Origin of the sequence: Vibrio tapetis subsp. quintayensis (assembly GCF_030409945.1) — a bacterium.
GTDB classification, from domain to species: domain Bacteria; phylum Pseudomonadota; class Gammaproteobacteria; order Enterobacterales; family Vibrionaceae; genus Vibrio; species Vibrio quintayensis.
On the sequence record NZ_JAUFQV010000028.1, the window covers coordinates 277,202 to 297,424 of the forward strand.

21 protein-coding genes are annotated in these 20,223 nt (G+C 44.3%); 7 read left to right on the top strand and 14 right to left on the bottom strand.

Features of this window, described 5'->3' with window-relative positions; all coding sequences use genetic code 11:
- Nucleotides 1-6 precede the first annotated feature (6 nt).
- Genes QWZ04_RS14625 through QWZ04_RS14635 form a run of 3 tightly spaced genes read left to right on the top strand, consistent with a single transcriptional unit; the run spans nucleotide 7 to nucleotide 1,623 of the window.
- Complete coding sequence (locus QWZ04_RS14625; RefSeq protein ID WP_290329007.1) at nucleotides 7-387, top strand: YraN family protein; 381 nt, start codon at nucleotides 7-9, stop codon at nucleotides 385-387.
- A gap of 3 nt (nucleotides 388-390) precedes the next feature.
- Nucleotides 391-981 carry a phosphoheptose isomerase gene (locus QWZ04_RS14630; RefSeq protein WP_290329008.1) on the top strand — a complete coding sequence of 197 codons (591 nt, stop codon included), beginning with the start codon at nucleotides 391-393 and terminating at the stop codon, nucleotides 979-981.
- A gap of 48 nt (nucleotides 982-1,029) precedes the next feature.
- Nucleotides 1,030-1,623: a BON domain-containing protein gene (locus QWZ04_RS14635; RefSeq protein WP_290329009.1), complete on the top strand. Its 594-nt coding sequence runs from the start codon at nucleotides 1,030-1,032 to the stop codon at nucleotides 1,621-1,623.
- A gap of 163 nt (nucleotides 1,624-1,786) precedes the next feature.
- Here QWZ04_RS14635 and sspB read toward each other — a convergent pair whose 3' ends face one another.
- The 8 genes from sspB to zapE form a co-directional block, all read right to left on the bottom strand.
- Nucleotides 1,787-2,281 (bottom strand): ClpXP protease specificity-enhancing factor, encoded by a 495-nt coding sequence (gene sspB, locus QWZ04_RS14640; protein ID WP_290329010.1) that lies wholly within the window; start codon nucleotides 2,279-2,281, stop codon nucleotides 1,787-1,789.
- Nucleotides 2,281-2,916 (bottom strand): stringent starvation protein SspA, encoded by a 636-nt coding sequence (gene sspA / locus QWZ04_RS14645; protein WP_102521114.1) that lies wholly within the window; start codon nucleotides 2,914-2,916, stop codon nucleotides 2,281-2,283. Before sspA ends, sspB begins: the two co-directional genes overlap by 1 nt.
- Before the next feature lie 86 nt (nucleotides 2,917-3,002).
- Complete coding sequence (locus QWZ04_RS14650; RefSeq protein WP_290329011.1) at nucleotides 3,003-3,740, bottom strand: cytochrome c1; 738 nt, start codon at nucleotides 3,738-3,740, stop codon at nucleotides 3,003-3,005.
- A complete protein-coding gene (locus tag QWZ04_RS14655; protein ID WP_290329012.1) occupies nucleotides 3,740-5,002 on the bottom strand; it encodes a cytochrome b in 1,263 nt (420 codons plus the stop codon). The genes QWZ04_RS14650 and QWZ04_RS14655 overlap by 1 nt, the downstream gene beginning before the upstream one ends.
- On the bottom strand, nucleotides 5,002-5,595 hold the full coding sequence (gene petA, locus QWZ04_RS14660) for a ubiquinol-cytochrome c reductase iron-sulfur subunit (RefSeq protein WP_290329013.1): 594 nt from the start codon (nucleotides 5,593-5,595) through the stop codon (nucleotides 5,002-5,004). The genes QWZ04_RS14655 and petA overlap by 1 nt, the downstream gene beginning before the upstream one ends.
- A gap of 328 nt (nucleotides 5,596-5,923) precedes the next feature.
- Nucleotides 5,924-6,316 (bottom strand): 30S ribosomal protein S9, encoded by a 393-nt coding sequence (gene rpsI / locus QWZ04_RS14665; RefSeq protein WP_102521110.1) that lies wholly within the window; start codon nucleotides 6,314-6,316, stop codon nucleotides 5,924-5,926.
- A 15-nt stretch (nucleotides 6,317-6,331) separates the two neighbouring features.
- Nucleotides 6,332-6,760: a 50S ribosomal protein L13 gene (gene rplM, locus QWZ04_RS14670; RefSeq protein ID WP_102521109.1), complete on the bottom strand. Its 429-nt coding sequence runs from the start codon at nucleotides 6,758-6,760 to the stop codon at nucleotides 6,332-6,334.
- Nucleotides 6,761-7,017: 257 nt separating this feature from the next.
- Entirely contained in the window at nucleotides 7,018-8,121 is a 1,104-nt protein-coding gene (gene zapE, locus QWZ04_RS14675; protein ID WP_290329014.1) for a cell division protein ZapE, read from the bottom strand.
- Nucleotides 8,122-8,441: 320 nt separating this feature from the next.
- Between zapE and zapG the strand changes: the two genes are divergently transcribed.
- The 3 genes from zapG (at nucleotide 8,442) to degS (ending at nucleotide 11,575) form a co-directional block, all read left to right on the top strand.
- A complete protein-coding gene (gene zapG, locus QWZ04_RS14680) occupies nucleotides 8,442-8,897 on the top strand; it encodes a Z-ring associated protein ZapG (protein WP_290329015.1) in 456 nt (151 codons plus the stop codon).
- A gap of 68 nt (nucleotides 8,898-8,965) precedes the next feature.
- Nucleotides 8,966-10,336, top strand: a complete 1,371-nt coding sequence (locus QWZ04_RS14685) for a Do family serine endopeptidase (protein WP_290329184.1) — start codon at nucleotides 8,966-8,968, stop codon at nucleotides 10,334-10,336.
- A 174-nt stretch (nucleotides 10,337-10,510) separates the two neighbouring features.
- On the top strand, nucleotides 10,511-11,575 hold the full coding sequence (degS, locus tag QWZ04_RS14690) for an outer membrane-stress sensor serine endopeptidase DegS (RefSeq protein ID WP_290329016.1): 1,065 nt from the start codon (nucleotides 10,511-10,513) through the stop codon (nucleotides 11,573-11,575).
- A 147-nt stretch (nucleotides 11,576-11,722) separates the two neighbouring features.
- On the opposite strand, the gene parC is transcribed toward degS, so the two are convergent.
- The 6 genes from parC to nudF form a co-directional block, all read right to left on the bottom strand.
- The gene (gene parC / locus QWZ04_RS14695) at nucleotides 11,723-13,999 is read right to left on the bottom strand and encodes a DNA topoisomerase IV subunit A (protein ID WP_290329017.1); all 2,277 of its coding nucleotides are present in this window, start codon (nucleotides 13,997-13,999) and stop codon (nucleotides 11,723-11,725) included.
- A 3-nt stretch (nucleotides 14,000-14,002) separates the two neighbouring features.
- A complete protein-coding gene (gene parE, locus QWZ04_RS14700; protein WP_290329018.1) occupies nucleotides 14,003-15,883 on the bottom strand; it encodes a DNA topoisomerase IV subunit B in 1,881 nt (626 codons plus the stop codon).
- 239 nt (nucleotides 15,884-16,122) lie between these two features.
- On the bottom strand, nucleotides 16,123-16,716 hold the full coding sequence (gene yqiA, locus QWZ04_RS14705) for an esterase YqiA (protein WP_290329019.1): 594 nt from the start codon (nucleotides 16,714-16,716) through the stop codon (nucleotides 16,123-16,125).
- A 30-nt stretch (nucleotides 16,717-16,746) separates the two neighbouring features.
- Nucleotides 16,747-17,562 carry a 3',5'-cyclic-AMP phosphodiesterase gene (cpdA, locus tag QWZ04_RS14710; protein ID WP_290329020.1) on the bottom strand — a complete coding sequence of 272 codons (816 nt, stop codon included), beginning with the start codon at nucleotides 17,560-17,562 and terminating at the stop codon, nucleotides 16,747-16,749.
- Between the two features lie 44 nt (nucleotides 17,563-17,606).
- The gene (locus QWZ04_RS14715) at nucleotides 17,607-18,032 is read right to left on the bottom strand and encodes a DUF1249 family protein (RefSeq protein ID WP_435433620.1); all 426 of its coding nucleotides are present in this window, start codon (nucleotides 18,030-18,032) and stop codon (nucleotides 17,607-17,609) included.
- Nucleotides 18,032-18,661, bottom strand: coding sequence for an ADP-ribose diphosphatase (gene nudF / locus QWZ04_RS14720; RefSeq protein ID WP_290329022.1), 630 nt, complete (start codon nucleotides 18,659-18,661; stop codon nucleotides 18,032-18,034). Before nudF ends, QWZ04_RS14715 begins: the two co-directional genes overlap by 1 nt.
- A gap of 225 nt (nucleotides 18,662-18,886) precedes the next feature.
- Between nudF and tolC the strand changes: the two genes are divergently transcribed.
- Nucleotides 18,887-20,203, top strand: coding sequence for an outer membrane channel protein TolC (gene tolC / locus QWZ04_RS14725; protein ID WP_290329023.1), 1,317 nt, complete (start codon nucleotides 18,887-18,889; stop codon nucleotides 20,201-20,203).
- The last annotated feature ends 20 nt before the right edge of the window (nucleotides 20,204-20,223 follow it).

Genomic DNA, 20,223 nt, shown 5'->3' on the forward strand with positions numbered 1-20,223 from the left:
TGCAGCATGAGTTTAAACAACCAACGCGCAGATAAACGAAAACTCGGCCAGCAATATGAGACCATGGCGAAACAATACCTAATTCGCCATGGGCTTAGTTTCATTGAAGCCAATTTCAACTGCAAATGCGGTGAACTTGACCTTATAATGAGGGAACGCAACGCCATTGTGTTTGTCGAAGTTAAATATAGAAATCAAAAAAACTTCGGTAACGCCGCCGAAATGGTCACTTATAGGAAACAACAAAAGCTGATCAAAACCGCGCAATGGTGGCTCAGAAACCAAAAACTTTCCCCTTACGATACTGAATTTCGCTTTGATGTCATTGCCATTCACCAAAAAGGTGAGGACATCAATTGGATAAAAAACGCAATAACTCAAGGATAACCGATGCTCGATAGCATTAGAGAAAGCTTCACAGAAAGCATTCAGATTCAAATCGCAGCGGCCGAAGCCCTGCCAGACCACATCACCCTAGCAGCCCATGCTATGGTAAACAGCCTGCTTAATGGCAACAAAATCTTGTGTTGTGGTAATGGCGGTTCAGCATCGAATGCACAGCAGTTTGTATCTTGCTTACTGAATCACTTTGAAACAGAGCGCCCAAGCCTACCTGCTATGGCGCTAACGGCAGACAACACAACGCTAACAGCCGTCGCAAATGACTACCACTATCAAGAGATCTTCTCAAAGCAAGTGCGCGCATTCGGCCAACCCGGTGACATACTGCTGGCGGTATCCACCAGTGGTAACAGCAAAAATGTAATCAAAGCGATGGAAGCGGCAGTAACTCGCGACATGACCATCATAGCCTTAACAGGTAAAGATGGTGGCGAAATGGCTGGGTTACTTGGCGAGTCAGACGTTGAAGTGCGTATTCCTTCGCAACGTACTGCTCGTATTCATGAAGTTCATATGCTTACACTTCACTGCTTATGTGATTTGATTGATCAGGTTCTTTTCCCTTCTCACGAAGAATAAACCTGCCTGCAGAATCTGTAACGAAAGTAAGCAAAGGAGAGACATTCGATGTTAAAAAGATGGCTACTAGTATCCGCTTGCGTGATGAGTTTATCTGGATGTGCTGGTTTATTTGTCGCGGGCGCCGCAACCACTGCGGCTATCGTAACTGACACTCGTTCAGCAGAACAAATTTGGAAAGACAGTCAATTAGAGTTTGAAGTGGCCGGTATCAGCAATAAGAGCCCTTACCCTGGTAACTTGAAAGCCACTGCGACCGTCTTTAACGGCAAGGTAATTTTGATCGGCCAAGCGGTTACGGAAGATATCCGCCAACAATTTTCAAACAAAGTTGAAGAGATCGAAGGTGTGTCATCGGTATCAAACCAACTTCGCGTTAAACCCTTACTCGAGCTATCGACCATTAGTCAAGACAGTTGGGTGACCACCAAGGTGAAGTCGTCACTATTGACCGAGTCATCCCTTAACGGTGTGAAAATAAAAGTCATCACCGAAGATGGCGAAGTGTTTCTATTAGGTTACGTAACGCCAGATCAGGCAGACACGGCGGTTGAAATCACAAGGAACATCTCTGGTGTTAAACAAGTCATCAAAGCATTCGAGATTAACCACAGTGCTCAAGTTGAAACCGTAGAGCCCTAGATACCTAAGTGACTGAATCAACATTATCACTGAAGAAAAATCGTTTAGACATAAATTAACAAGCACAAAAAAAGCAGCGAATTCGCTGCTTTTTATTTATCTGATGCTTGATAACACAACGGTAGATAACAGCAAGGTTATCGGCCTATGGCATCAATGGCTGCTATTTCACCACACGTAAACTTGGACGGCCTTTAGGACGTACAGGCGCTTCATCGTCAGAAGTTTCTTCAGTCGTTGTCGCTAGAGATTCTTCAACCTCAACAACGCCTAGACTGCTCTCTTCTTCAAATGATACATCTACATCTTCGATCGTCATGTCGTCTGCGTATGCTTCTTCAGGTTCAAACATTGTTCCTGCACCATTTTCACGCGCATAAATGGCGTGAACAGCGTAAATAGGAACAATCACTGAATGAGGGCGACCGCTGAATCGAGCATTGAACGTAATGGCTTCATTACCCAACTCTAAGTTACCAACAGCACGAGGAGCAATATTCAAAATAATTTGACCATCTTGAATAAACTCTTCAGGAACACGAACACCCGGTAAAGTTGCATCAACAACTAAATGTGGTGTTAGGTCATTATCCGCTAACCATTCATAAAACGCGCGGACCAGGTAAGGTCGGCGCGCTGTCATGTTTTCAATATCCATTAACGAGCCAGACGCATCTCACGTTCAGCTTCCGTTAAAGAAGCTAGGAAAGAATCACGTTCGAATACGCGGTTCATGTAGATTTTTAGCTCTTTAGAACCAGGACCAACTAACTCAATACCTAGCTCTGGCAAACGCCAAAGTAGTGGAGAAAGGTAGCAATCGATCAAGCTAAATTCTTCGCTCATGAAGTACTCGTATTCAGCAAAGATAGGGCCAAGAGTCAGTAGATCAGTACGCAGTTTAATACGTGCTGCTTCCGCTTCTTCTACATTGCCTTTAACGATTTTTTCCGCTAGAGAGTACCAATTATTCTCAATGCGGAACATCATTAAGCGGCTGTTACCACGCGCTACAGGATATACCGGCATTAGAGGTGGATGAGGAAAACGCTCATCAAGATATTCCATGATGATCTTTGAGTTGTACAAAGCAAGCTCACGATCAATCAAAGTAGGTACGGTCTTATAAGGGTTTAGTTCGATAAGTTCATTTGGAAGATTGTTCTCTTCAACCAACTCAACTTCAACACTCACACCTTTTTCGGCTAGAACAATACGCACCTGATGGCTGTACATATCAGAGGCACTTGAGAATAGAGTCATCACAGAACGTTTATTGGCAGCTACAGCCATTGAGCCCTCCAGCACACTTAAAATTAAAAAAACAATGGAGGCGACTGCCCCCATTGTATACAAATTAGCGAAGCATTATAGCACGATTAGTGAACATCACGCCAATACTCTTTCTTGAGCAACACCACGATGATCGTGAAGATAACCAAGAACGCCATTGCCCACCAACCTATCGCATGACGCTCTAGCTTAACTGGGTCACCGGAATAATCGAGGAAGTTAACTAAGTCACGCATGGCATTATCGTATTCAGTCGCGCTCATTTCGCCACGACCGTTCGATTGAGTACCTACCACGACTGTCACTTCTTTGCCATCAACCATGTGTGTTTCAAATATAGGCTCTGGAATACCTTGCAGTTCTTCTAATACATGCGGCATACCAACACTTGGGAAAACAAGGTTGTTCACTCCAAATGGGCGTGACGGGTCAGCATAGAAAGAACGCAAATAAGTGTATAACCAGTCTGCACCACGAACACGAGATACCAGTGTCAAATCTGGTGGCGGAGCACCAAACCATTGACCTGCTTGTTTCTCAGGGATGGCATTCTGCATCAATGAACCAATTTTCACATTAGGATCAAAGATCAAGTTCTCTTTCATCAAATCCAGTGGAATACCGATGTCCGTTGCTACTCGCTCATATCGTTGATATTGCGTTGAGTGACAACCCATACAGTAATTCATGAATAATTTGGCGCCATTTTGTAAGGAAGCCTTATCCGTTAGATCATTGTTTGCCTTATCTAAAGGTACAGTGGCTCCTGCCGCCATTGCCAAAGATGGCAACAACGCAAAAAGTATAACAATCCACTTTTTCATTATAATGTTAACCTCTCTGGTAATGGTTTCGTTGCTTCGTTTTTACTGTAGAAGAACAGCAATACGAAGAACATGAAGTAACCCAAGCTAAAGATACGCGCAAACATGGTGTACAGCTCTGTAGCAGGTAACGCACCCAGAATACCAAGAGCAATGAAGCTAATCGTAAACTGAATGATGTTCACCAAATGTAGTTTGCTACGGTAACGGTACGAACGTACTTTGCATCGGTCAAACCATGGCAGTAAGAACAACACGACAATTGAAGCACCCATTGCGATAACACCCAATAGCTTGTCTGGAACAGCACGTAAAATCGCGTAAAACGGCGTGAAGTACCAAACCGGAGCAATGTGCTCTGGAGTTTTCAGTGGGTTAGCGGCTTCAAAGTTAGGCGGCTCAAGGAAGAACCCACCCATTTCTGGGTTAAAGAACAGCACATAACAGAAGAAGAATAAGAAACCTGCGATACCAACAAAGTCTTTTACCGTTCCATATGGGTGGAATGGAATAGAATCAATGATGTCGTATTTCTTAGTGTAATCTTTGTGGAATTTAAATTGTGACTGGTAGTCATCGCCCATTGTGCCTTTTGGTAATTTGGTTTCAATACCATCAGGGTTGTTCGAGCCCACTTCATGCAAAGCGATAATATGAAGAACAACGAGTAACAATAGAACGATGGGCAGCGCTATAACATGTAAAGCAAAGAAACGGTTTAGCGTCGCGCCAGAGATAACGTAGTCACCACGTATCCATAGTGTTAGGTCATCACCAATTACGGGTATGGCCCCAAACAAGGATATGATTACCTGCGCGCCCCAGAAAGACATTTGTCCCCAAGGTAGCAAGTAGCCCATAAAGGCTTCAGCCATCAAGACTAAGAAAATCAGCATGCCAAATAACCACAGAAGCTCACGTGGTTTTTGGTAAGAACCGTAGATAAGGCCACGGAACATATGCAGATAAATCACGACGAAGAATGCGGAGGCTCCAGTGGAGTGCATATATCGTAATAGCCAGCCATACTCAACATCACGCATGATGTACTCAACGGAGGCAAAAGCGCCCTCTCCAGTCGGTACGTAATTCATGGTTAGCCAAATGCCCGTCAAGATCTGGTTTACTAGCACTAACATGGCTAGTGAACCAAAAAAATACCAAAAGTTAAATGTTTTCGGCATTGGGTATTCAGACAGATGTTTTTTGTACGCATTCATTGCGGGTATGCGTTTTTCTACCCAGTCCAATAATGCTTGCATTAGGCATCCCCTCCGTCATCAACACCAATAATCACTTTGGTGTCACTTAAATAAGTGTGTGGTGGGATCACTAAGTTTAGTGGTGCTGGGACCCCTTGGAAAACTCGGCCTGCCAGATCAAACTTCGAACCATGACACGGACAGAAGAATCCAGATTTAACCCCTTTCACCTGCTCACCAAACGTATCAGGCAAGTGTGTCGGTGAGCAGCCTAAGTGAGTACATATACCAACGGCAATGAAGTATTCAGGCTTTATGGAGCGATATTCGTTTTGAGCGTACTCAGGTTGTTGCTCTTCCTGAGAGCTAGGATCTCGAAGTTGGTCTTCAACCTTTTTTAAGTCGTCTAGCGCAGATTGACCACGACGAACGATCCAAACAGGTTTACCACGCCACTCAACACGGAGTAGCCCCCCTTCATCGATTTTTCCGATATCCACTTCAACCGGGGCGCCAGCCGCTTTCGCTTTGGCGCTCGGGTTCCATGATTTAATAAAAGGCACGGCCACAGCGACTGTTCCTAACCCACCAACCACTGCCGTAGTCGCGGTAAGGAAACGCCGACGTCCGTTATTTAAAGGCGCATTGCTCATCCAACATTCTCCCATTTGCTCCCTTTGGCTTGTTTTAATTTCCTATTAAGAGCACGGCTAACAAATCTACAGATTATTTGTATTTATTTTGATGGGAAATGATAAAGAAAACCCTACTTTTTGACAAGATAAAGCTACTTTTTTGTAACATTTGTGAGGCGAATCGCCCGTTCCGTCACAAAAGGAGAGAAAGGAAAACTAAAGGAAGTAGGTCTAGGAGTTAATTACAGTTTTAGAACATCAAAAAACAAAAAAGCCCGGCATAAGCCGAGCTTTTGATTCCACATTTCCAGCCATAAGCTGAAGCGTGTATCTTTTCGAAAAAAGATTAACGCTTAGAGAATTGTGGTTTACGACGTGCTTTACGTAGACCAACTTTCTTACGCTCAACGCAACGAGCGTCACGAGTAACGTAGCCAGCTGCACGTAGAGCAGGACGGAAAGACTCATCGTATTCCATAAGAGCACGAGTGATGCCGTGGCGGATTGCGCCAGCTTGACCAGAAATACCACCACCAGAAACAGTGATGTATAGGTCAAGTTTGTCAGTTAGTTCAACTAGCTCAAGTGGTTGACGAACAACCATACGAGAAGTTTCGCGACCGAAGTAAACATCAAGGCTACGCTTGTTGATTACGATGTCACCGCTACCTGGTTTGATGAAAACACGAGCTGCTGAGCTCTTGCGACGACCAGTGCCGTAGTATTGATTCTCTGCCATTTTCATAATCCCCGATTAGATGTCTAGTACTTGTGGTTGTTGAGCAACATGGTTGTGCTCAGCGCCAGCGTAAACTTTTAGCTTACGGTACATAGCACGGCCTAGAGGACCACGTGGTAACATACCTTTAACAGCTAGTTCAAGAACCATCTCTGGCTTCTTAACAATCAATTTTTCAAAAGTGATTGTCTTAAGGCCACCAGGGAATTCAGAGTGACGGTAGTAAACCTTACCCTTCGCCTTGTTACCTGTTACAGCAACTTTCTCAGCGTTTACAACGATGATGTAATCACCAGTGTCTACGTGAGGAGTGTATTCTGCTTTATGCTTGCCACGAAGGCGAGAAGCGATTTCACTTGCTAGACGGCCAAGAGTTTTGCCTTCAGCATCTACTACATACCAGTCGCGTTTTACAGTTTCTGGTTTAGCAACGAAAGTTTTCATGCTAATAATTACCTATTTAAAAAATTTACACTTAAGGAACAAGTATTTGTTCCCACTGTCTAAGAGCACCATTATCACCCCTTCGAGTGTTGGAAACTCTTGGCATAACCGCAATAATTTCGCAATTAGAGGCCGGCAGTAACGGTAGGTCGCAGGATTATAGAGAAGAGTGAGGAAAAAATCACCTCTTTTCGAGTAAAAAAGTCAATTTTTTCATCCGTATTTTGGTGAGCAATCAAGGAAAGGTAACATTTGCGCTAAGCTAGGTGCTCTCTGGCTAAGTATTCATGGCTCTGCATTTCAATAAGCCGCGACTGACAACGTTTAAATTCAAACTCTAAGTGGCCACCGGAATACAGTAGTTCCAAGGCAACTTCGGCAGAAATGATCAGTTTGACATTGCGTTCATAAAACTCATCAACCAAGGCGATAAAACGCCTAGCTGCATCATCGCTTTCTCTTTGCATTATTTTCACGTCAGCAAGCAAAACCGTGTGGTAAACACGAGACAGCTCAATATAGTCATTTTGACTGCGCATGGTTTCGCAAAGCTGCTCAAAGCTAGCAAATAGAACATCGTCATGGCTATTAATGACGTCCAGCTGGCGATGATTCACCTCTATATTGGTAACCGAACTGTGTCCGTTACCAACCAGTTGTTGGTAATAGAGGTTCAAATTTCGGTTGGCCGCTTCATCTAACGGGTAATGGTAGATTTCAGCCTGCTCTAGGGTTCGCAGTCGGTAATCAACGCCGCTATCAACATTGAGTATTTTGCAGTTTTTTTGGATAAGTTCGATGGCAGGCATAAAACGAGCTCTTTGCAGGCCATTTTTATACAGATCTTCAGGTGGAATATTAGACGTCGCTACCAATACCATATTTCGTGCAAACAAAGCTTGCAGCAGAGTGGCTAAAATCATCGCGTCAGTTATGTCTGATACGTAAAATTCATCAAAACAAATAATATCCGCTTCGGCTTTAAAGCTATCCGCTACTTTCTCTAAAGGATCACTTACATCTTGCAATTCCTTTAGCTCATCGTGCACACGATACATAAAGCGATGAAAGTGAACTCTCATTTTTCTTGAACTTGGTACGGCATCATAAAAGGTATCCATCAGGTAGGTTTTACCCCGCCCAACGCCGCCCCAAAAATACAGACCTTGTGGTTGTTCTTTTGCTTGAGGCTTCTTACCCAACCAGCGGGCTAAACGGCCTTGCTGAGGCTCGGGTGCCTGTTGGTACCCTAAAAAATCATGATATAGCTGTTCTAAACAATCAACCGCTTGCGTCTGCGCAGCATCGACACTAAATCCATTAAGTTCAATATCTTGCATATATTTTTGTTTCGGGGTCATGGCGGAGAGCTATACCTTAAGGCCGTCTATCTTGACTCACTGGTTGCTAGGTAAAGATAGCCACCGCGAAGTCAAATACAGAGAAATTAGTTTCAGTCAGTCAAAATTTATTGGCACATCTTATTACTATTCTAATGTGCTTTTTTCTTTATCAGAGTATCGACTCATAGTACCATGATCGGGCTAACATGTAACAGTGTAGTAACATTCCATGGTCGGTATCTGGCAAAAATAATAACCAATAGTGTCACCGCTTAACGCACCAAATATTGACTCATGCTTCCCACCCTAAAAGTGACAACAACGACAAAGGAGCAATTATGCCTTGGATGTACGCCTTAATCGGACTGGTTATCGGTCTTATCATTGGTTTTGCAATTTCTCGCTTTATGACACCGGAATACAATAAACAAAAACTGGTCCAAAAAGAACTTGATGGCGCTAAATTTGAGTTGGAACAACAACGTCAAGAACTCACCGACCATTTCTCTCAAACCGCTGAAATGTTGGATATCCTTGGTAAAGATTACACTAAGCTATATCAGCACATGGCAAAGACATCGAGCGAATTACTGCCGAATGTTCCTGAGCAAGATAATCCGTTTGTGAAAAAAATAACTCAACAGAACCCAGAGCCACAAATTGAGACGGAAGCACACGAAGACTCAAACTCTCAACCAAAGGATTACGCTAATGGCGCAACAGGGCTGTTAAAAGATGATGAGAAAGAAATCATCGAAACACCGCCAACCGTTGAAGAGAAAAAGTCTGCATAAACAACATTGATTGAACTTTATTTAACCAGCTAGGTCATAATTCTCACCTATTAGAGAGGAGTCTTATGATGAAAAAACCTATGCTTGTTTTATCGGCTTTAACTTTAAGCTTAAGTTCAATCATCACGCCACTGCCTGCTAGTGCAGCGTTACCCGTTGTGGTCAGTGGCGAACAACTGCCAAGCCTAGCACCTATGCTAGAGCTTGTTACCCCGGCGGTTGTAAGCATTGCCGTTGAAGGCAAACAAGTATCTAACCAGCACATCCCAGAAGCATTCCAATTTTTCTTTGGCCCCGAATTTCCAACAGAACAACTTCAAGAGCGGCCTTTCCGCGGGTTAGGCTCTGGTGTCATCGTTGATGCGAAGCAAGGCCAAATCGTCACGAATTATCACGTGATTAAAGGCGCCGATGAAATACGCGTTAAACTTAATGACGGCAGAGAATATGACGCCGAGCTTATCGGTGGCGATGAAATGTCAGATATCGCGCTATTAAAGCTCAGTGAAAAAGCCAGCAACCTGACTCAAATTAAATTGGCCGACTCAGATAAGCTTCGTGTCGGTGACTTCACCGTTGCAATTGGCAACCCATTTGGGCTCGGGCAAACCGTGACTTCTGGTATTGTATCCGCCCTTGGCCGCAGTGGCCTTAACTTAGAAAACTTTGAAAACTTCATTCAAACCGATGCCGCTATTAACAGCGGTAACTCCGGCGGTGCCCTGGTCAACCTGAACGGTGAACTGATCGGCATCAACACAGCCATTCTCGGGCCTAATGGGGGCAATGTGGGCATTGGGTTCGCCATTCCTACCAATATGATGAAAAACATCACTGATCAAGTATTGGAGTTTGGCCAAGTTAAACGTGGCATGCTAGGCGTTCAAGGCGGAGAGATCACCTCAGAGCTCGCCGAGGCGTTAGGTTACGACTCCAGCAAAGGCGCTTTTGTCAGCCAAGTATTGCAAGACAGTGCGGCAGATAAAGCGGGCATTGAGGCTGGAGACATCATCGTATCCATCAACGACAAAAAAATTGCCACCTTTGGGGAATTAAGAGCCAAAATAGCTTCCCTAGGCGCTGGTAAAACGGTGACATTGGGCGTCATTCGAGATGGTAAACCCAAGTCATTCGATGTGACGTTACAAGAAGCCAGCGACGCGAAAACCAAGGCCGATAAACTTCACGAGGGGCTAACTGGAGCGGAGCTTATTAACACGGATGCCAGCGATTCCGAAAAAGGGGTTAAAGTTACCCAGGTAGCTAAAGGGTCTCCAGCGGAAGCCTACCAATTACAAGCTGGTGACATAATTCTTGCTGTAAACCGCACGCGAGTGAAAAACCTAGCGGAACTGCGGAGCTTACTAGAAAGCAAACCAAGCGTATTGGCCCTCAATATCCAACGTGGAGAGCGCACCCTCTACTTAGTTGTCAAATAAGCAACGAACATAAACAATAATACGTCTTGATAAAGGGAGCTTGGTTGCAAGTTCCCTTTTCTTTCATCTAAAAGCAGTGCTATCCTCTCAGTCTACATGTTTGTAATCGCTTCAATTTTTAATAATGATTCGAGTCGAACTGATGTTCTTATGCAGTATCGATGAGAGGGTACTATGGGAAAAGCAATTCTACGCTCAGTATTAATGGGCTTGGCCACAGCCATCATACTACTGATTGCTGTACCGTCACTTCGTAGTTCCGTTATCAATCTACCTAAACCTTTGATCGAAGAGACCATTGGTGACCTGCAACTGTCCTTTAGCCATGCTGTAAGACGAGCTGGGCCTGCGGTAGTTAACATCTATAGCCGACAATACGTTGAAGAAGATAAGCTGCAACTTAAAACTCAAGGCTTAGGCTCAGGAGTCATTGTCAGCGATAAAGGTTACATTATTACTAATTACCACGTTATTGCTCAATCGGATCAAATTATCGTGGCCCTACAAGATGGTCGCTATTCTGCCGCGACACTGATCGGCAAAGATCGTAGAACGGACATCGCAATATTAAAAGTGGCCATTGATAACCTCCCGGTCATCCCGTTAAATTCAGACTATAAAGCAAAAGTCGGCGACATCGTTCTCGCTATTGGTAACCCTTATAATTTAGGCCAAACCACCACTTTTGGTATCATTTCCGCGACAGGCCGATCTTCTATTAGTGCCGATGGTCGTCAAGCGTTCATTCAAACCGATGCGGCCATAAACCAAGGTAATTCCGGTGGCGCGTTAGTCAATACCAGTGGCGAACTAGTTGGCATCAATACCGCTTCTTTTCAGCAAGCCACCGATCTTGAAACCTACGGTATTTCCTTTGCCATTCCCTACTCACTGGCAAATACCATTATGGAAAAAATCATAGCGGACGGTCGAGTCATTCGAGGCTACATAGGTATCGATGGACAGGACATTAACGCCGTATCTTCTCGCTTATTGGGCGGTGACTACGTAGGCGGAATTATCGTAATGGGTATTGACCCAACCGGGCCTGCTGCATTGGCTGGTTTTCAAAAGCAAGACGTAATTTTGATGATCGATGACCAGAAAGTAAAAGGTCGAGACAGTGTATTAGAGATTGTAGCAGGACTAAGACCAGGTACTGAAGTGGCCATGACAGTACTAAGAAAAGGCGAAGAAATTAAACTAAATGTAACGGTTGGCGATGACCCTCAAGGGTAACATACATAAGGCCACGTTAAGCAAACGACCGGATTCGGCCTATTCCTTTAGCCTTTAGCCTTTAGCCTTTAGCCTTTAGCCTTTAGCCAAATATAAAAATCCCCAGCTGACAAGCCGGGGATTTTTCGTTTAGCGCGTTATAAACACTTATTCTTGAACATCTTCGATATTAGCTTCGTCAGAATCAATTTCAATGCGCGTAACTCGTTGCAGCCCTCTTGGCAGTAAACCGCCACGACGACCACGCTCACCACGGAAGTTCTCTAGGTCTGCGGGTTTCAAACCAAGCTTACGTTTACCGGCATAAAGAGTGATCGTTGCGCCTTGCGGGATGGAAATCAAATGCGACACCATCTCTTCACGAGCTTTTGACTTAGCCGATGGAATATTAATGATTTTGTTGCCCTTACCTTTACCCAATTGTGGTAAATCTTTCATCGGGAACATCAACATTCGACCTTGATTCGTGATTGCTAAAATCTCATCATTGTCTAAGTTATTAATCGCACTTGGCGCCATTAACTCAGAGCTTGCTGGTAAGTTAACCAGAGCTTTACCACTGCGGTTTTTCGACAACAAGTCACTGCCTTTACAAACAAAGCCATAGCCCGCATCGGAGCCCACTAACCACAACTGCTCATCTTCGCCCATGATCACCTGAGTCACCGAAGTACCCTGACTGATGTTCAAGCGACCTGTAATTGGCTCACCTTGGCTTCGTGCAGACGGCAGGGAATGTGACTCCAACGAGTAACTGCGGCCATCGCTGCCTAAGAACACCGCTTGCTGGTTACTCTTACCTCTTGCATGCGCAAGGTAGTTATCACCGGATTTGAAATTCAAAGTAGACGCATCAACATCATGACCTTTCGCGTGACGTATCCAACCCTTCTCAGATAAAACAACGGTGATTGTTTCACTTGGGATTAAATCGCGTTCAGTCATTGCTTTTGCTTCTGCACGCTCAACAATAGGAGAGCGACGGTCATCGCCGTATTTTTCAGCATCCGCTTCAATTTCTTTCTTAAGCAACGTATTCATACGGCGCTCAGAGCCAAGAAGCAATTGCAGTTTATCGCGCTCTTTCTCTAGTTCTTCTTGCTCACCGCGGATCTTAAACTCTTCTAACTTAGCTAAGTTACGCAGTTTAATATCTAAAATGGCATCTGCTTGGATATCACTGATACCAAAGCGCTGCATCAAGACACCTTTTGGTTCATCCTCAGTGCGGATTATCTCAATGACTTCGTCAATATTGAGATAAGCAACCAACAAACCTTCTAAAATGTGTAAACGAGCAAGAATTTTATCTAATCGATACTGCAAGCGACGGCGTACTGTCGTTCGGCGGAACTCAATCCACTCAGAAATGATTTTTACTAAGCCTTTAACTTGAGGGCGATTGTCTAGGCCAATCATATTCAAGTTAACGCGGAAGTTCTTTTCTAAGTCGGTTGAGGCAAATAAGTGGTTCATCAACTGATCGCAATCAATACGATTAGAACGCGGCACAATAACGATACGAGTCGGGTTTTCATGATCGCCTTCATCACGAAGATCGTCGACCATCGGTAATTTTTTCGCTCGCATTTGAGCGGCGATTTGCTCTAATAACTTAGAGCCCGATACTTGGTGTGGCAAAGCAGTCAGGACAATATCGCTGCCTTCTTTGTGCCATACCGCACGCATTTTAATACTGCCTTTACCTGTGCGGTAGATTTTTTCGATATCAGAAGAAGGAGAAATAATTTCCGCTTCTGTTGGATAATCCGGCCCTTGAATAAAGCTCATAATGTCGCTTAGTTCAGCTTTAGGGTTATCGATCAGGTGAACGGTTGCCTTGGCAATTTCACGCACATTATGCGGAGGAATATCTGTCGCCATACCAACCGCAATACCTGTAATGCCATTCAACAGGATATGAGGTAAGCGAGCAGGCAACATTTGTGGCTCTTTCATTGTGCCATCAAAGTTTGGTTGCCACTCAACTGTGCCTTGGCCTAATTCACCCAGTAGAACTTCAGCAAATTTAGACAGCTTCGCTTCGGTATAACGCATTGCTGCGAAAGACTTAGGGTCATCTGGCGCCCCCCAGTTACCTTGCCCATCAACTAATGGGTAACGGTAAGAGAACGGCTGAGCCATTAACACCATGGCTTCGTAACACGCAGAGTCACCATGTGGATGGTACTTACCCAGTACATCACCTACGGTACGAGCGGATTTTTTATATTTTGACGCGGCTGATAAGCCTAACTCTGACATCGCGTAAATGATACGGCGCTGTACTGGTTTTAAGCCGTCACCAATATAAGGCAACGCGCGATCCATGATTACATACATGGAGTAATTGAGATAAGCGTCTTCGGTGAACTTGCGCATTGGCTGCTGTTCAACGCCATCAAATGTAATTTCTGTAGACATCTATTAAACCTCTGCCAAGTCGCCTTTGCTTTGTAACCAAGTGCGTCGATCATCGGCGCGCTTTTTACCTAGCAGCATATCCATCATTTCATCGGTTTCCGCATTATCATCAATCGTAAGTTGCACTAAACGACGAGTATTTGGATCCATGGTGGTTTCACGCAATTGAAGTGGGTTCATCTCACCCAGTCCTTTAAATCGCTGAACGTTTATCTTGGCTTTTTTCTTACTTAATCTTTCTAAAACGCCATCTTTTTCATCTTCGTCCAAGGCGTAGAACACTTCTTTGCCGCAATCGATTCTAAATAGAGGAGGCATCGCCACATAAATATGACCCGCTTCAACCAAAGAACGGAAATGACGCGTAAATAAAGCGCAAAGTAAGGTCGCAATGTGAAGACCATCGGAATCCGCATCCGCAAGGATACAGATCTTACCGTAACGTAAGCTTTCTAGATTATCGCTGTCAGGGTCAATACCCAAAGCGACTGAGATATCATGTACCTCTTGAGAGGCCAAGACTTGATCAGCAGACACTTCCCAAGTATTCAGAATTTTACCGCGTAGAGGCATTACTGCTTGGAATTCTCGGTCACGAGCTTGTTTCGCAGAACCGCCTGCCGAGTCACCTTCCACAAAGAAAATTTCGGTACGGTTTAAATCTTGTACTGAACAATCGGTCAGCTTACCCGGTAATGCCGGGCCAGAAGCGATTTTTTTACGGACCACTTTTTTGCTTGCTCGCATACGGCGATGCGCATTGGCAATACACAATTCAGCTAACAATTCAGCTAGCTGTGGCTTTTCATTCAACCACAAGCTAAAGGCATCTTTAACCACACCAGAAACAAAAGCTGCACACTGACGAGAAGACAAACGTTCTTTGGTTTGCCCTGCAAACTGTGGCTCTTGCATTTTGACCGACAATACATAAGAACAACGATCAAATACATCGTCCCCCGTGAGCTTAACTCCGCGAGGTAACAAGTTACGGAACTCGCAGAATTCGCGCATGGCATCAAGCAAACCTTGGCGCAAACCGTTCACATGCGTACCACCTTGTTTGGTTGGTACTAAGTTTACGTAGCTCTCGGTGATCAATTCACCGCCTTCAGGCTGCCAAATGATCGCCCACGTTGCCATTTCTGTTTCTGCGACAAATTCACCAATATAAGGTGATTCAGGTAGAACGGTATAACCTTTCACACCTTCTGCTAGGTAGTCGTTCAAGCCGTCTTCGTAAAGCCACTTATACTCGTCGCCATTCACTTTATCGCTGAAGGTGATTTCCAAGCCAGAACAAAGCACCGCTTTTGCACGCAGGTTATTGACTAAGCGCAATACGGAAAATTTAGAACTATCAAAGTATTTAGGGTCAGGCCAAAAATGAACAGATGTACCGGTGTTTCTCACACCACACGTACCGGTTGTCGTTAATGGAGACGCCGTGTTACCGCTTTCAAAGGCAATCTCATGGACTTCGCCATTACGCTTCACTGTTACCTGAACACGCGTTGATAGGGCATTCACAACAGAGATGCCTACGCCGTGCAAGCCACCGGAAAACTTATAGTTATCGTTAGAGAACTTACCACCAGCATGCAGCTTGGTCATAATAAGTTCCACACCTGAGATCCCCTTTTCTGGGTGGATATCAACAGGCATACCACGCCCATCATCGATCACTTCCAGTGATTGATCAGCGTGAAGAATGACTTTTATCTTCTTTGCATGCCCTGCTAACGCTTCATCTACCGAGTTATCAATCACTTCTTGAGCGAGATGGTTCGGGCGATCGGTTTCAGTGTACATGCCAGGGCGATGTCTTACTGGGTCAAGACCTTCAAGAACCGAAAGGTCTTTCGCATTATATTGTTCAGCCATAATACGGATTTATACTCAAATGATTTGGGCCACAAATTGTCGTTCGCAGCTAGATTGTTAAGTTTTATACTGGACACTGTTGGAAAATAAGCCTGATAGAAGAAAAAGGCAGCAAATACGCAGTGTTCGAAACTATGATGAGACATAGTCTGGAACAGACCAAGTGATGTCAAGTGAGAGACGAAACTAAAGGATAAATTTATGACCCCATACCCATTGCGTTGATGGAGTCAATATTTCTATAGTTCTAAAAATTGGATGATTTGTTCTGGGTATCGTTCGAATCCAACGAAGCTATGATCACCACCAGCCTCGACTGTTTTTCGGCTCAACTGATATTTATCGACCGCTTGACGATAATCTAATACCTCATCGCCTTCTTGTTGCAGCAACCAAAAATCAGCTGGTTGAGCTAGCTGTGCAACTTCTAACGCTTTGAGTTCACTCATGTGCGCGGTTTCGAGCACGTACATTTCATTGGTGTAAGGGTTAACTTGCTCACCTAAGTAATCGGCCAATAATTCATATGGTCGCACAGCAGGATTCACCAACACAGCTTTTAGCCCATAACGACTATTTAACCACGTGGATAGGTAACCGCCTAAAGAGCTACCAACGAGCCCTATTTTGTAATCGTGTATATGAGACTCTATGAGCTGGATAAGCTGCTGGCTTGCCGCTTCTGGATAACAAGAGATCTGAGGGATAACCACTTTGATGTCTGGTCGATATTGTTGACAATACTCGCTCATCAACTGTGCCTTAAGAGAGTTAGGCGAGCTGTTAAAGCCATGAATATAGAGCAACAGCGACGGCTTTTCTGATGTGTTCACTAGCTCTTTTCCTCGAGGTGTCACGATAAATTAGTAACCTGCTGAAGTGAAATCAGGCAAAAAACTGTCAGATTCTAGCCTGCCGACTTCAAGCTTTAGTTCGCCATCTGCAAACAACTCTAACATACGCCAACCCGGCGACTGGTTATCAAGAGCAAAATCAGCAGAGTTTGGCTTAAATTGAACACAGGTTGACGGGGTGGCAATCACTCGTACGCCTTGATGCTTAACATCAAAATCCTGATGTACATGGCCGCATAGTATGCCTTTTACATTACTATGCTTACCGATTACCGACCATAACTGTTCAGATTCTTGTAACGTATGCTGATCAAGCCACGCACTGCCAACTAAAATAGGATGATGGTGCAGCAACACTAGGCTATGTCTGTCACTGTGCGTTGTAAGCTTTTCGTCCAGCAATGCCAGTTGCTCATCACTTAGCCGGCCATGAGGGACGCCAGCTACTTGACTATCAAGTAAAATGATCTGCCAAGTCTCACCTAGCAATACATGTGTGGTCGCTACGATTTGAGCAGATGGCATCACACTTTGCATACTTGGCTTGTAATCGTGATTGCCTGGCAACCAAAAGCACGGCTTTTTCAACGGGGCAATACCGTCGGCAAAGCGATGATAGGAAGTATCGGTATGATCTTGAGAAATGTCACCGGTCGCTAGAATAGCGGAATAGTCAAATTCAGTCGCTTGAACAGCATCGACAACCGCGTGAAAGCTATCGAGCGTAGTTACACTCAATAAGGAGCCATCCACTGGTTCAAACAGATGAGTATCTGTTATTTGTATAAGCTTAATGCTTTCCGTTGATTCTAATGCCAATCTCAAAATATAAAACCTGACTAATTCTCTTTAGTGCTCTATCTGACTATTTAATAAACCGGCGCACGGCTAATGCCCTTACGCAAGCAAAAGGTTAACCATTCACCTAGGAAACGATTAAGCTGAAACTTTTCATCTTTTTGTGCCATTTTTGAATTTGGGTAATCGTATTTAGCTTTCACTCTAACCATCAATTCACTTGCAAAGACTTCCGCAACCCTAGCATCGTGATACAAACGCACGGCCATTTTAGGCAATGGGAATATAGGTAACTCTTCACATTGGCAGATATCAACCACCGTCGTATATTTGGTGATTTCAGACACTTCGATCTGATACACCATTTGTTCAACTTGGTAAGAGCGTACATCTCCTACGCTCGGCTGACTCGGCAATAAAGCGTTGAGTTTGGCATAGTTTGTTTCATACACACGCATCAACTCAGCGAGATCAACATGGTATGGTTTTGTTTTCACTACTTTACCCACCTAGACTTTAATTCTTCATGGTTCAATTCTAACCATTGTAATGCCATTATTGAGGCACCATTCTCAATTTTTCCATCTTTGACCAACTGATAAGCGTCGGATCTAGAGAAAACATGTACTTTGATGTCTTCATCTTCATAGTCTAAGCCATGAACTCCAGATGCGCTTGTTGCATCCACTAAGCCTACAAATACATCCAGTTTCTCAGAACACCCACCCGAAGATGGATAGTAACTGGTGATGGCTTCGACGGTTCTCACTTCAATGCCAGCTTCCTCGAACGCTTCACGTTTTACGACGTCTTCTGGGGACTCATTCACATCAATGATACCTGCCACTATTTCAAGTTGCCAAGGGTTATCATGTTCCAATACACCCACTCGAATTTGTTCGATCATAACGACTTGGTCGGTCACTGGATCATATGGAATAAGGGCTGCCGCGTGACCGCGCTCAAACATTTCACGTTGAACCTTGCTACTCCAGCCACCTTCAAATAGTTTATGTTGAAAAGTATATTTAACTACCTTAAAAAAACCTGAAAAAAGCGTGGTTTTTGAGATGATTTTTACATCACTATGAGTAAACTGCTTGAACTTGTTGTCTGACTGGCGCATAGATCCCTCCGAGAAGTAGAAATAATACTCGTAGTTATGCCCAATGACCAATGACAGCGCTCAACTTTTTTGACAATCATTGCAAAAAAAATTTAGAGATTCGATTATTTTGCTATACGAGTGGACTATATAGTGACAAATAACACTATTGCTTGCACAATAAGCAACAATATAAGTTACACTCGTGTGGCGTCATTTACTAATTTAAGGCAAAGGAAAAGCAAGATGAAAAAGCTGCTTCCAATTTTTATCAGTGCTGCACTTGGCAGTTTATCTGCAACAGCAACTGCTGACAGCATCACTGAGATCTACAACTTAGCAAAACAGAATGATCCTCAATTACTTAGTGCTGCAGCATCTCGCGAAGCGGCATTTGAAGCAGTAAACAGCTCTCGTAGTACCCTACTGCCACAAATTAACCTGACCGCGGGTTACGACATTGCTCGTACTAGTGCTGATCGCCCAGAGCGTGAAAGCAACGTACTTTCAGCCGGTGTTGGTTTTACTCAAGAGTTGTACCAACGCAGCAGTTGGGTAAACCTAGAATTAGCTGAAATGAGTGCTCGTCAAGTGGACTCCACTTATGCCGCACAACAACAAGGTTTGATCCTTCGTGTTTCTCAAGCTTATTTTGAAGTACTGCGTGCGCAAGACAGCCTAGAATTCGTTCGCGCTGAAAAAGCAGCCGTTGCTCGTCAATTAGAGCAAACGAAACAACGCTTTGAAGTGGGTCTCTCTGCCATTACCGATGTGCACGATGCACAAGCTCAATACGACAGCGTATTGGCCTCAGAGGTTCTTGCAGACAACACCTTGATCAACAGCTACGAATCCCTTCGTGAGATCACAGGCCAAGAGCACGCAAACCTAGACGTATTGGATACAGAGCGTTTTTCTGCAAGCAAATCGGACACACCATCTGCGGAGCTAGTAAAGGAAGCGCAAGAGAAAAACTTGAGCTTGTTGGCACAGCGTATTGCGCAAGACATCGCGAAAGACACAATCAAGCTAGCAAGCTCTGGGCATCTACCGTCGTTAAGTCTAAGCGGTGGTTACCAGTATTCAGATAAAGACAAAGCGTACCCACAATCATCGAACCAATCTAACAACGACTTTAACATCGGTGTTCAATTGGCCGTTCCGCTATACACTGGTGGTAACACCACATCTCAAGTAAAACAAGCTGAATCAAAATACGTTGCAGCGAGTCAAGATCTTGAGAAAGTATACCGTAGCGTAGTAAAAGACGTTCGCGCACAAAACAACAACATCTCAGCGACTATCGGTGCTATCCGTGCTTATGACCAATCTGTAATTTCTGCAGAGTCAGCACTTGAAGCAACCGAAGCCGGCTTTGATGTGGGCACACGTACTATCGTTGATGTTCTCGATTCAACTCGTCGTCTATACGATGCGAACCGTAACCTGTCTAACGCACGTTACGATTACATCTTAAGTGTACTGAAACTGCGTCAAGCGGTTGGTACGCTGAGCGAGCAAGATATCCTTGATATTAATGCGGGTCTTAAGGCTGCAGGTTAATAAGTACTGAAGGTTAAGTA

Excerpts from the sequence above, each read along its gene's own strand:
- parC (WP_290329017.1), bottom strand. The coding sequence starts at position 13,999 with ATGTCTACAGAAATTACATTTGATGGCGTTGAACAGCAGCCAATGCGC.
- sspB (WP_290329010.1), bottom strand. The coding sequence starts at position 2,281 with ATGGATATTGAAAACATGACAGCGCGCCGACCTTACCTGGTCCGCGCG.
- QWZ04_RS14635 (WP_290329009.1), top strand. The coding sequence starts at position 1,030 with ATGTTAAAAAGATGGCTACTAGTATCCGCTTGCGTGATGAGTTTATCT.
- sspA (WP_102521114.1), bottom strand. The coding sequence starts at position 2,916 with ATGGCTGTAGCTGCCAATAAACGTTCTGTGATGACTCTATTCTCAAGT.
- QWZ04_RS14650 (WP_290329011.1), bottom strand. The coding sequence starts at position 3,740 with ATGAAAAAGTGGATTGTTATACTTTTTGCGTTGTTGCCATCTTTGGCA.
- QWZ04_RS14630 (WP_290329008.1), top strand. The coding sequence starts at position 391 with ATGCTCGATAGCATTAGAGAAAGCTTCACAGAAAGCATTCAGATTCAA.
- nudF (WP_290329022.1), bottom strand. The coding sequence starts at position 18,661 with ATGCGCCAGTCAGACAACAAGTTCAAGCAGTTTACTCATAGTGATGTA.
- degS (WP_290329016.1), top strand. The coding sequence starts at position 10,511 with ATGGGAAAAGCAATTCTACGCTCAGTATTAATGGGCTTGGCCACAGCC.
- zapG (WP_290329015.1), top strand. The coding sequence starts at position 8,442 with ATGCCTTGGATGTACGCCTTAATCGGACTGGTTATCGGTCTTATCATT.
- rplM (WP_102521109.1), bottom strand. The coding sequence starts at position 6,760 with ATGAAAACTTTCGTTGCTAAACCAGAAACTGTAAAACGCGACTGGTAT.
- QWZ04_RS14685 (WP_290329184.1), top strand. The coding sequence starts at position 8,966 with ATGAAAAAACCTATGCTTGTTTTATCGGCTTTAACTTTAAGCTTAAGT.
- zapE (WP_290329014.1), bottom strand. The coding sequence starts at position 8,121 with ATGACCCCGAAACAAAAATATATGCAAGATATTGAACTTAATGGATTT.
- QWZ04_RS14655 (WP_290329012.1), bottom strand. The coding sequence starts at position 5,002 with ATGCAAGCATTATTGGACTGGGTAGAAAAACGCATACCCGCAATGAAT.
- QWZ04_RS14625 (WP_290329007.1), top strand. The coding sequence starts at position 7 with ATGAGTTTAAACAACCAACGCGCAGATAAACGAAAACTCGGCCAGCAA.
- parE (WP_290329018.1), bottom strand. The coding sequence starts at position 15,883 with ATGGCTGAACAATATAATGCGAAAGACCTTTCGGTTCTTGAAGGTCTT.
- tolC (WP_290329023.1), top strand. The coding sequence starts at position 18,887 with ATGAAAAAGCTGCTTCCAATTTTTATCAGTGCTGCACTTGGCAGTTTA.
- rpsI (WP_102521110.1), bottom strand. The coding sequence starts at position 6,316 with ATGGCAGAGAATCAATACTACGGCACTGGTCGTCGCAAGAGCTCAGCA.
- petA (WP_290329013.1), bottom strand. The coding sequence starts at position 5,595 with ATGAGCAATGCGCCTTTAAATAACGGACGTCGGCGTTTCCTTACCGCG.